The organism is Ferrimonas sediminicola, assembly GCF_005116715.1.
In the GTDB taxonomy this organism is placed as follows: domain Bacteria; phylum Pseudomonadota; class Gammaproteobacteria; order Enterobacterales; family Shewanellaceae; genus Ferrimonas; species Ferrimonas sediminicola.
The window spans coordinates 108,670-118,919 of record NZ_SWCI01000005.1 but is presented as its reverse complement, the minus strand read 5'-3'; the positions used below and the strand labels follow the sequence as shown (position 1 = coordinate 118,919).

Below are 10,250 nucleotides of genomic sequence, written 5' to 3'. Positions count from 1 at the left end.
AAAGAGAGAGGCGACAAGGCGCCTCTTTGATGGATTCCGGAGAACCCCTTAGCTGAAGTGAGCCACCTGCTGGGACAGGTCGGCCGACAGGCGCTGCAGCGCTTCGGCACTGTTGGCGGTCTGGGCCGAGGCGTCACGGGTCAAGCGGTTGAGTTCGCTTACCTGGGTGGCGTTGGCTGCGATCTCCTGGCTGACCTGGGCCTGCTGCTCCGAGGTGGTGGCCATGCTCTCCGCCATGGAGGCGATCCCCTGGATCTGCTGGCGGATGGCGCGGAAGGCGTCGCCGGCGCTGTGGGCCTTGTCACTCACCTCGACACTGGAGTGCTGGCTGGCGTTCATCATGGCAACCGCCGACTCGATGCGGCTTTGCAACTCGCCGGTGATTCCAACCACCTCCTGGACCGAGCTCTGGGTACGGTGGGCCAGCTGGCGGACCTCGTCGGCGACCACCGCAAAGCCGCGGCCCTGCTCCCCGGCGCGGGCGGCTTCAATGGCGGCATTGAGGGCCAGCAGGTTGGTTTGCTCGGCGACGGCGTCGATCATCGCGGTGACCGACTCTATGCTCCTGCTCTGCTCATGCACCTGGTGGATGGCGTCGGTGGACTGGTTCAGTTGCTCCCCAAGGCGGGCGATCTGCTGCTCCATGTCTGCCACCAGGGTGGCACCCGTTTCACTGTCTCCGTCGGCATTGCGTACGTTGTTGGCCACCGCTTCCACCTGTTCGGCCACCGAGTTGGCGGAGGAGGCCATCTCCTCGATGGCGCTGGCCATCTGGTCCACCTGGTGCTGCTGTTGGTCGGCCTGGGCCAGGTTGTCGCCGGCGAAACGTGCCACGCCGTCGGCGGCCTGGCTGGATTCACTGCTGGTGGAGGAGATCTGCTCCACCAGGCCGCGGAGATTGGCCGCCATCTGCCCCATGTTGTGCAGCAGACGAACTATCTCATTGCCGGAGTCGGCGCGCATCTCAGGAATGGCCACACTCACCCGACCCTGCCCCAGGGCCAGCATATAGCCGTTGGCGTCTGTCAGCGGGGCCAACAGGCGGCGAACCAGCCAGATAAGCAACAGGGTGGTGGTCAGGGCCGCCAGGGTGGCTATCAGGATGATGTCGTATAGGACGGCCTGAGACTCCTTGGTGACCTCATCGACGAAGGTGCCCCCGGCGATCACCCATTGCCACCCGGGAACCTTGGCGTAGGCCAGGTACTTCTCCCCACTAAATCCGTTGAAGGTATGGGGGTAGCGAATGACGCCGGATTCCCCTTCGAACAGCTTCTGGAACGGTTTCTCGTCGGTGGCCAGATTGATGATGTTCTTGCTGAGGTTGCTGCTGTCCGGGTGGTGCAGGTAGCGGCCACGGTTGCTCTCTGCGTCGCTGAACACGATGGAGTAGCCGGTGTCTCCCCAGGCCACCTTGGCCAGGCTGTCAAACAGGGCCCGGGCGGAGTCCTCTACCGGCAGGGCTACCACCACGGCACCGATCATGGCGCCCGCAGAGTTGCGGAGTGGGGTGTAGTAGGTAAGGTACTGCTTTCCGTACAGATCGATCTTATTGTGATAGTCCTGCCCCTGGATCAGTGCCTGATAACTGGGGCTGGTTCTGTCCAGCCTGGTGCCGACGATGCGCTCGCCCTGAAGGTTGGTCAGCGAGGTGGAGAGGCGGTAGAGATCGTTGCCCTCTCTGGTAAAGATGGTGGCGCCGGCATGGGTGTCCTTCATGAATCGGTCGACCAGCAGGTTATCGCTGATCCTGTCGCCGAAGATGACGAAATCGGTCAACTCCCTCCCCGCCAGGGTGACCTTGGTGCCACTGATCTGCAGATCCTCCATGTATTGATTGCGCAGGCTGGTGACCAGCTTCTGGGCTTCATCCAGGTAGCCATTGAAGCTCTGCTCCATGGTCAGACTCAGTGCCTTGACCTTGGATTCATGCTCGGCGAGGGTCTTCTCCATCAGGGTACGGGTGCTGTCCTGATAGACCAGGTAGGCGGTGATGGAAAAGGCCAGGGCCACCAGCAGGGCAGTCATCAGGCCCAACTGCAGGCTCAGGCTTCTGTGTTTCAGGTTGGATAGTAGGGCCACGTTCAGCTCCCCAGGGTGAAAAGGTGGATGGTTGAGAGATAAAGCGTCAGGGCTTCAGTATCCATATCGGTCACTGAAACCCTCCCTTGAACCGAGTTTTTGGTTTCGTGAAGGCGCTGGGCAGGTGTGCTCTGCGGGCTTGGGACGGGATCTCAGGCTGGGTCGTTTCTGTGAACTTCAGGGATGGTCGGACGGGCGTTGACGGGGAGGGCCGGCCGGCGTTGAGCCCACATGGATGCGGGATCAACGCCGAAGGGGATCAGAACTTCTTCGGGGAGAAGCCTGTCACCTGGGTGACGCCCATTTCACGACCCAGGGCGGTCATCGGGTGAACCACCACCAGGCCACGGACCGACTTCTTCAGCTTGCCCAGATCGGCTTGCTCCTCCTTGGTCAGGGGGCGTTTAAAGGGAAGGGCGCCCACCTTGTTGCCCTGTTTTCCCAACTGCCGGGTCTGAGTGCGCTTGACGCTCTCTATCCTTTTCGTCAGGGCCTGGCGCTCTTCGGTAAACTTGTCGATCATCGCCATATCGCCCCTTTCGTGGGCAGCGTCCAGCTTACGGCGGATGGCATCCAGGCGGTTATTTAACTGCTGGAGCTCTTGTTTCAGGTTCATACTGTGTCCTCTGGGGATTGGGTGCCGCAAAAGCGGCGGATGCTGCCGTTGCCTGGCGCAGTGAGGTAGTATATCAAGCTATGGGGTTTCAGGTGAGACGAAGAGATACAACCGATGGATGACTATTCACAACACTTCAGTGTCGACTCTTTCTGGCAAAAGCTGCGCCGTTATGCGCTGACCATAGGGCGTGAGGCGGTAGAGAAGGCCCTGGTGCTCTACTACTGTTTGATGGACCCCGCCACCCCGACCCAGGCAAAGACGGTGATCATCGGTGCCTTGGGGTACCTGATCCTGCCGCTGGATGTGATACCGGACCTGACTCCGGGCGTGGGGTTTTCAGATGATATCGGGGCACTGTCGGTGGCCCTGGCAACGGTGGCTGCCCACCTGACCGATGAGCACTGGACCAAGGCCGCGGCTCAGGTGGAGCAGTGGTTCGGACCGGCGTTGTAGATCAGACCGGTTTGTTGTCCATATCCAGCCCCTGCAGGGCAATGACCGCCTGGGTGCGGTTGCGTACACCCAGCTTCTTGAAGATGGCGGTGGCGTGGGCCTTGATGGTGGCCTCAGAGACATCCAGTTCATAGGCGATCTGCTTATTGAGCAGCCCCTCGGCAAACATCTGCAGTACCCGGTACTGCTGAGGCGTCAGCTCTGCCAACCGGGCCCCGATGTCATCCTCACCCTGCGCCTCATCGGTCACCCCCTCCATCCCCGGTGGCAGGTAGAGCTCGCCATCAAGCACCAGTTGCAGGGCGTCGGCCAGTTGCTGGGGCTGGGCGGACTTGGGAATAAAACCCTGGGCGCCGTAGTGGATCGCCTTGCTGACGGTCTGGCCGTCTTCGTGGGCGGAGATCACCATCACCGGGATGGCGGGATAGTGGCTGCGCAGGTGAATCAGGGTGGAGTAGCCTCGGGAGCCGGGCATCTGCAGGTCCAGCAGCACCAGATCGATTGCCGGCTCATGGGTAAGCAGTTTTTCCAGAGAGTCGGCACTGTCTGCCTCCAGCCACAGGGTATCCTCCATAAACAGACTGAGAGACTGCTTCAGCGCCTGACGAAACAGCGGATGATCGTCGGCAATGAGGATGGCGCGTGAGGGCTGGTCCATGGCTTTATGGGTCCTTTTTCTTGTAGTGCCACTACTTTATGCAAATTTGGCCGAAAAACAAAGGGGCGCCGTATGGCGCCCCTGGTCATCGGATCAGCGTTGTCGCCGCGCCCGGCTGGCCCTGGCCAGATCCCGAAGCAGGACCTCGCTCTCCTCCCAGCCCAGGCAGGCATCGGTGATGCTCTTTCCGTAGATAAGGCTTTGGCCGGGAATCACCTTCTGATTGCCTTCATTGATGAAGCTCTCCGCCATCACCCCGGCGATGGCGTGGCCATGGGGCTGCTGCATCTGCTCCATGATATCCGCCGCCACCTCCAGCTGCCTGCGGTGCTCCTTGCGGCTGTTGCCGTGGGAGAAGTCCACCACCAGCCTGGGATTGATCCCCGCCTCGGTCAGGTGCTCGCTGGCGTTGATGACATGTTGCGCCTGGTAGTTGGGGCACTTGCCACCACGGAGGATGATGTGGCCGAACGGGTTGCCATGGGTGCGGTACACCGACATCTGTCCCTCCTTGTCGGGAGAGTAGAAGATGTGGGGCACCCGCGCGGCGCGCACGGCGTCGATGGCGATCTGCAGGTTGCCGTCGGTGCCGTTCTTAAAGCCCACGGGGCAGGAGAGGGCGGAGGCCATCTCACGGTGGATCTGGCTCTCGGTGGTGCGGGCGCCGATGGCCCCCCAGGTGACCAGATCGGCAATGTACTGACCATTGACCATGTCCAGAAACTCGGTGGCGATGGGCAGGCGCAGCTCAGAGATGTCGGTCAACAGCTTGCGGGCCTTGCGCAGGCCCTTGTTGGCGCTGAAGCTGCCATCGAGATCCGGATCGGAGATCAGCCCCTTCCAGCCGACGATGGTACGCGGCTTCTCGAAGTAGACCCGCATTACGATCATCAGGTCCTCGGCCAGCTCCTGCTGAAGCTGAGAGAGACGCTTGGCGTAGTCCAGGGCGGCATCGGCATCATGGATGGAGCAGGGGCCAATGATCACCAGCAGACGGGGGTCCTCACCGCTGAGAATCGCTTCCACCTGGCGGCGTGCGCCGAGCAACGCCTCTGCTGCACCATCGGAGAGAGGGTATTCGCGGGCCAGCTCCGCCGGGGAGATCACCTTGCACAGCAGGGTGGTCCGCAGTTCATCGGTTTTAAAAGTCATGTGTGCCTACAACAGAGCGGGACCGGGCCCGCCGTTTGCAACAAATTAGACGGATTATACCGAATCTTTCACTTTAGGTAAGGAAACAATCCAAATCCAGCCAATGCCTTGGGGTGATTTGTATTAAAAAACAACAAAAAGCGAAGAGGGGTTACCCCCTCTCCAGTCAGCATCAGCGCATGGCGGATTGCTTATCTAGGTTCCACAGCACGTTCTGGTCGCTGCCCATCATGGTGCTGGGCAACTTGCCGTCCCAGTTCTGGGCCCGGACATACTCCACCAGCAGCGGGCTCTTGGCGATCGCCTGGGCCTTCTCATGCATCGCTTCCGCTTCGGCCAGGCCCTTGAGCTTGATCGCTTCAGCTTCCGCCTGGGCTTCGGTGAGAATGGCGTAGGCGTTACCGTCTGCCCTGGCCTTCTCGGCATCCCGCTTCGCCTCGGCGGTGTTGACCTCCCTTTGTGCTTCCAGCTTCTGCCGCTCCAGGCGGTGTTTTTCGGCTGCCGCCAGGTTCTTCTCCGTCTGTTTGGTTTCGATGCTCTGCAGGTACTTCTGCGGCAGAATCAGGTTCTCGATCTGGACGCTGTCCAGTTTCACCGGGAATTCGCTCATGGTGCTGATGACGTTCTCCTCTATCTTGGCGATCACCTGGCCGCGGTTCTGGACGATCTCTTCCGCCTTATAGCGGGCGATGGCGTCCTTGGCAGCGGAGCGCAGCCTCGGATCCAGGATGCGGTTCTCGAACTGGTCCAGGCCGCCATAGTTGCGGTACAGGTCAAACGCCTCGCTGCGGATCACCGTCCAGTTGATGGAGACGTCCACATCCACCGGCATCTGTTCATGGGTGGCTGCCTTGAGGGTCTCCACATTCTTGCGGGTTCGAATCTCCAGCTTCTGCACCGAATCGGCCAGGGGGATCTTGAAGTGCAGTCCGGGATTCACCTGTTGCTGGGCTTCGCCGAAGCGCTTGACGATGCCGACGTGGCCCTCGTCCACGGTGTAGAAGGTGGAAAAGATTGCCACAGTAGCCAGAAAAATTCCGATGGCAACGGGAGCCGCTTTAGCCGCCAGCTGAGTCTTGCCTGAGTTGGTCATTGTTATCTCCTTTGTGTATTACCTGATAAGTAAATTAAATCTATGGGTTCAATATACCAATATTTTATCAATATAAAAAGCGAACTGATTGGGCTTTTACATCGATAAAACCGAATGGTGTTCTGTTTGAGGTTAACGGCGGCCGGAAAATTATGGTTTTCTCGGCAAGTTGGTGTGTCACCAACCATACTGCTTGTGGACTATGTCGATAGAGGGGGTGAAAAGGCGCCAAGTTTGAGCCAGTTGTCTCTTGGAGTCAGATCATCCCCGGTTAAGGAGAACAAGGTATGAAGAAGGTGATGGTATTGCTGAGTGTGTGCCTGGGGCTGCTGTCTCCCCTGGCCTGGTCCCACTGCCAGGTGCCCTGTGGGATCTATGATGACCATGCCCGGGTGACCCAGATGCTGGAGGACGCGGCCACCGTGGCCAAGGCCACGGCGATGATGGCCGAACTGGCGGGGAAGGAGGATGCCCAGTCCCAAAACCAGATGGTGCGCTGGGTGGTCAACAAGGAGCAGCATGCCCAGAAGGTGATCGCCACCATCAGTGACTACTTCCTGACCCAGCGGGTCAAGTCCAGCCAGAAGGATTATCAGCAGCGGCTGGTGAAGCACCACGAGGTGATCGTGGCGGCGATGAAAGCCAAGCAGAACGCCGACTCCAAATACGCCGAGGCGCTGACCAAGGCGATTGAGGCTTTGGCGCCCTATTATCCGGAGCATAAGCATTGATTGCCGGATGACCCTGATGGGAAAGGGCGCCGGCTGGCGCCCTTTTTTCGGATCTGAGTCTCAGAACATGCTCCGTTCCAGGCCGGTCTCCGAGAGGATCTTGGTGGCGATCTCCTCCACCGAGTTGTTGGTGGTATTGAGGAAGGGGATCTTCTCCTTCTTGAACAGCAATTCCACCTCCTTGACCTCCATGCGGCACTGGCGGGGGGAGGCGTATTTGGAATCCGCCAGCCGGCTCTGGCGGATCTCGGTCAGTCGCTGGGGATTGATGGTGAGGCCGAACAGCTTCTTCTTGTACCGCTTCAGTTCCGGTGGCAGCTTCAGGTTCTCCATATCCTCGGCGATAAAGGGGTAGTTGGCCGCCTTGATGCCGAACTGCATGGAGAGATAGAGGCTCGACGGGGTCTTGCCGCAGCGGGAGACGCCGATGAGGATCACGTCCGCCTCCTCCAGGTTTTTCAGGGTGACGCCGTCATCGTTGTCCATGGCGTAGTGGATGGCGTCGATCCTGGCGTTGTAGGACTCGTTGGCGATGGAGTGGGTGCGGTGGGCCTTGGGGTCGGCCTTGAGCCCCAACTGCTGCTCCAGGGGGGCGACGAAGGTGTTGAGGAAGTCGTAATCCAGCCCCTCAGAGGAGTAGATGATGGCGCGGATCTCCGGGTTCACGATGGAGTGAAAGATCAGAGGTCGCTCTCCCGTCGTAATAAAACAGTCATTGATCTGGTTTCGAACCTCCTCCGCTTTCGCCAAGGTTTCGACAAAAGGGATGGTTCTTTGTTCAAAAGCCACTGGGAACTGAGACAAAACGGCGTGTCCGAACACTTCTGCCGTAATGGCTGTTCCGTCGGAGATGTAGAATACTTTGCGGGTCATCCGGGCCTCATGTAGTAATAAAATTACAATAAAAATTGGGCTTTTATGGCGATTTGGGCCCAGTGTATGATGCCAGCGACCCCGTAGGAAGGGGCGTCATAATAAATCTGCGGTTGTGAGGACTGAACAGTGACCCAATATGTACTCTGGTACCAAGAACTTGGCATGAACGACGTCAATCGTGTTGGCGGTAAGAATGCTTCTCTCGGTGAGATGATCAGCAACCTGGCGAATGCCGGCGTTCAGGTTCCCGGTGGTTTTGCGACCACTGCGGAGGCCTATGATGAGTTTCTTGAGCAAAGTGGCCTGAACGAGCGTATCCACACCGTTCTGGATACCCTGGATGTTGATGACGTCAATGCCCTGGCCAAGGCCGGCAGCGAGATCCGTCAGTGGATCATCGACACCCCCTTCCAGCCCGCCCTGGAGCAGGCGATCAAGGAGGCCTACACCGAACTGAATCAGGGTGGTGCCGAAGATGCCTCCTTCGCGGTTCGCTCCTCCGCCACCGCCGAAGATATGCCCGATGCCTCCTTCGCCGGCCAGCAGGAGACCTTCCTGAACGTCCGCGGTATCGAGGCCGTGATGGTGGCCATCAAGCACGTGTTCGCCTCCCTGTTCAACGACCGCGCCATCTCCTACCGGGTGCATCAGGGCTATGACCACCGCGGCGTGGCCCTGTCTGCCGGTATCCAGCGTATGGTGCGTTCCGACAAGGCCTCCTCAGGGGTGATGTTCTCCATCGATACCGAGTCCGGCCACGAAGACGTGGTGTTTGTCACCTCCGCCTACGGTCTGGGTGAGATGGTGGTTCAGGGTGCGGTAAACCCCGACGAATTCTACGTACACAAGCCTACCCTGGCCCAGGGCCACATGGCGGTTCTGCGCCGTAACCTGGGTTCCAAGCTGGTGCAGATGGTCTACTCCGGTGACGAAGCCCACGGCAAGCAGGTTGAGATCATCGATGTGGACGCGGAGCAGCAGAAGCAGTTCTCCGTGACCGACGAAGAGGTGCTGGAGCTGGCCAAGCAGGCGATGATCATCGAGAAGCACTACGGTCGTCCCATGGACATCGAGTGGGCCAAAGATGGCATCGACGGCAAGCTGTACATCGTTCAGGCCCGCCCCGAGACCGTTCGCTCCAACGAAGACGCCCAGGTGATGGAGCGCTTCAACCTGGAAGGCAAGAGCGAGGTGATCACCGAGGGCCGCGCCATCGGCCACAAGATCGGTGCCGGTGTGGCCAAGGTGCTGGACTCCATCGAGGATATGGACAAGATCCAGCCCGGTGACGTCCTGGTGACCGACATGACCGATCCCGACTGGGAGCCGATCATGAAGCGTGCCAGCGCCATCGTGACCAACCGCGGTGGCCGCACCTGTCACGCCGCCATCATCGCCCGTGAGCTGGGCATCCCCGCGGTGGTGGGGTGTGGCGACGCCACCGCCAAGATCACCAATGGCAGTGAAGTGACCGTTTCCTGTGCCGAAGGTGACACCGGCTACATCTACGACGGTAAGCTGGGCTTCTCCGTAACCACCTCCCGGGTGGACGACCTGCCTGAGCTGCCGATGAAGATCATGATGAACGTGGGTAACCCTGACCGCGCCTTCGACTTCGGTCGTCTGCCCAACGAGGGGATCGGCCTGGCCCGCCTGGAGTTCATCATCAACCGCATGATCGGTGTGCACCCCAAGGCGCTGCTGAACTACGACGATCAGGAAGCCGATGTGAAGGCGGAGATCGACGAGCTGATGGCCGGCTACGCCAACCCGGTTGAGTTCTACATCGCCCGTCTGGCGGAAGGTGTGGCGTGCATCGCCGCCTCGGTTTACCCCAAGCGTGTGATTGTGCGTCTGTCTGACTTCAAGTCCAACGAATATGCCAACCTGGTGGGCGGTGATCGCTACGAGCCCGAGGAGGAGAACCCCATGCTGGGCTTCCGCGGGGCCTCCCGTTACATCGACGACTCCTTCCGCGACTGTTTCGCCCTGGAGTGTGAGGCGATCAAACGTGTCCGCGGCGAGATGGGCCTGACCAATGTCGAGATCATGATCCCCTTCGTCCGGACCCTGGGCGAAGCGGAAGGGGTAATCGCCGAGTTGGCCAAGAACGGCCTGAAGCGTGGCGAAGATGGTCTGCAGGTACAGATGATGTGCGAGCTGCCCTCCAACGCCCTGCTGGCTGACCAGTTCCTGGACCACTTCGATGGCTTCTCCATCGGCTCCAACGACATGACCCAGCTGGCCCTGGGCCTGGACCGCGATTCCGGCATCATCAGCCACCTGTTCGACGAGCGTAACGACGCGGTCAAAGCGCTGCTGTCCATGGCGATTCAGGCGGCCAAGGCCCGAGGCAAGTACGTGGGTATCTGCGGTCAGGGTCCCTCCGATCACGAAGACTTCGCCGCCTGGCTGGCCGAGGAGGGGATCGACTCCGTCTCCCTGAACCCGGACACCGTGGTGGAAACCTGGCTCTACCTGGGCAAGACCCTGACTCAGAAATAAGTCTGGTCAATACTAGGATAATGAGGGGGGCGCTGCTAAAGCGCCCCCTTTTTTTATATGATTCGGGCAAGTATTCATCAG

Annotated in this window: 9 protein-coding genes; 3 read left to right on the top strand and 6 right to left on the bottom strand. The window is 59.8% G+C overall.

Annotated features, from left to right (window positions below; all coding sequences use genetic code 11):
* Positions 1–48: 48 nt before the first annotated feature.
* Together FCL40_RS09785 and FCL40_RS09780 are read right to left on the bottom strand one after the other, a co-directional pair.
* Positions 49–2,082, bottom strand: coding sequence for a methyl-accepting chemotaxis protein (locus FCL40_RS09785; protein ID WP_136853115.1), 2,034 nt, complete (start codon positions 2,080–2,082; stop codon positions 49–51).
* 259 nt (positions 2,083–2,341) lie between these two features.
* Complete coding sequence (locus tag FCL40_RS09780; protein ID WP_136853114.1) at positions 2,342–2,698, bottom strand: YibL family ribosome-associated protein; 357 nt, start codon at positions 2,696–2,698, stop codon at positions 2,342–2,344.
* A gap of 114 nt (positions 2,699–2,812) precedes the next feature.
* On the opposite strand from FCL40_RS09780, the gene FCL40_RS09775 reads away from it, so the two are divergent.
* Positions 2,813–3,154 carry a YkvA family protein gene (locus FCL40_RS09775; protein WP_136853113.1) on the top strand — a complete coding sequence of 114 codons (342 nt, stop codon included), beginning with the start codon at positions 2,813–2,815 and terminating at the stop codon, positions 3,152–3,154.
* Position 3,155: 1 nt separating this feature from the next.
* Here FCL40_RS09775 and FCL40_RS09770 read toward each other — a convergent pair whose 3' ends face one another.
* From FCL40_RS09770 to FCL40_RS09760, 3 genes are all read right to left on the bottom strand, one after another.
* Positions 3,156–3,812: a response regulator gene (locus FCL40_RS09770; protein ID WP_136853112.1), complete on the bottom strand. Its 657-nt coding sequence runs from the start codon at positions 3,810–3,812 to the stop codon at positions 3,156–3,158.
* Positions 3,813–3,905: 93 nt separating this feature from the next.
* Complete coding sequence (locus FCL40_RS09765; RefSeq protein ID WP_136853111.1) at positions 3,906–4,964, bottom strand: 3-deoxy-7-phosphoheptulonate synthase; 1,059 nt, start codon at positions 4,962–4,964, stop codon at positions 3,906–3,908.
* Between the two features lie 172 nt (positions 4,965–5,136).
* Positions 5,137–6,057 (bottom strand): SPFH domain-containing protein, encoded by a 921-nt coding sequence (locus FCL40_RS09760; protein ID WP_136853110.1) that lies wholly within the window; start codon positions 6,055–6,057, stop codon positions 5,137–5,139.
* A gap of 287 nt (positions 6,058–6,344) precedes the next feature.
* Between FCL40_RS09760 and FCL40_RS09755 the strand changes: the two genes are divergently transcribed.
* Complete coding sequence (locus tag FCL40_RS09755) at positions 6,345–6,788, top strand: superoxide dismutase, Ni (protein WP_136853109.1); 444 nt, start codon at positions 6,345–6,347, stop codon at positions 6,786–6,788.
* A 60-nt stretch (positions 6,789–6,848) separates the two neighbouring features.
* Here the strand turns inward: FCL40_RS09755 and ppsR are convergent, their stop codons facing one another.
* The gene (gene ppsR, locus FCL40_RS09750; RefSeq protein ID WP_136853108.1) at positions 6,849–7,661 is read right to left on the bottom strand and encodes a posphoenolpyruvate synthetase regulatory kinase/phosphorylase PpsR; all 813 of its coding nucleotides are present in this window, start codon (positions 7,659–7,661) and stop codon (positions 6,849–6,851) included.
* A 129-nt stretch (positions 7,662–7,790) separates the two neighbouring features.
* Between ppsR and ppsA the strand changes: the two genes are divergently transcribed.
* Positions 7,791–10,169: a phosphoenolpyruvate synthase gene (gene ppsA / locus FCL40_RS09745; protein WP_136853107.1), complete on the top strand. Its 2,379-nt coding sequence runs from the start codon at positions 7,791–7,793 to the stop codon at positions 10,167–10,169.
* Positions 10,170–10,250 lie beyond the last annotated feature (81 nt).

What these genes read in the sequence shown, in the direction of transcription:
- FCL40_RS09780 (WP_136853114.1), bottom strand. Translation starts at nt 2,698, where the DNA reads ATGAACCTGAAACAAGAGCTCCAGCAGTTAAATAACCGCCTGGATGCC.
- FCL40_RS09775 (WP_136853113.1), top strand. Translation starts at nt 2,813, where the DNA reads ATGGATGACTATTCACAACACTTCAGTGTCGACTCTTTCTGGCAAAAG.
- FCL40_RS09770 (WP_136853112.1), bottom strand. Translation starts at nt 3,812, where the DNA reads ATGGACCAGCCCTCACGCGCCATCCTCATTGCCGACGATCATCCGCTG.
- FCL40_RS09765 (WP_136853111.1), bottom strand. Translation starts at nt 4,964, where the DNA reads ATGACTTTTAAAACCGATGAACTGCGGACCACCCTGCTGTGCAAGGTG.
- FCL40_RS09760 (WP_136853110.1), bottom strand. Translation starts at nt 6,057, where the DNA reads ATGACCAACTCAGGCAAGACTCAGCTGGCGGCTAAAGCGGCTCCCGTT.
- FCL40_RS09755 (WP_136853109.1), top strand. Translation starts at nt 6,345, where the DNA reads ATGAAGAAGGTGATGGTATTGCTGAGTGTGTGCCTGGGGCTGCTGTCT.
- ppsR (WP_136853108.1), bottom strand. Translation starts at nt 7,661, where the DNA reads ATGACCCGCAAAGTATTCTACATCTCCGACGGAACAGCCATTACGGCA.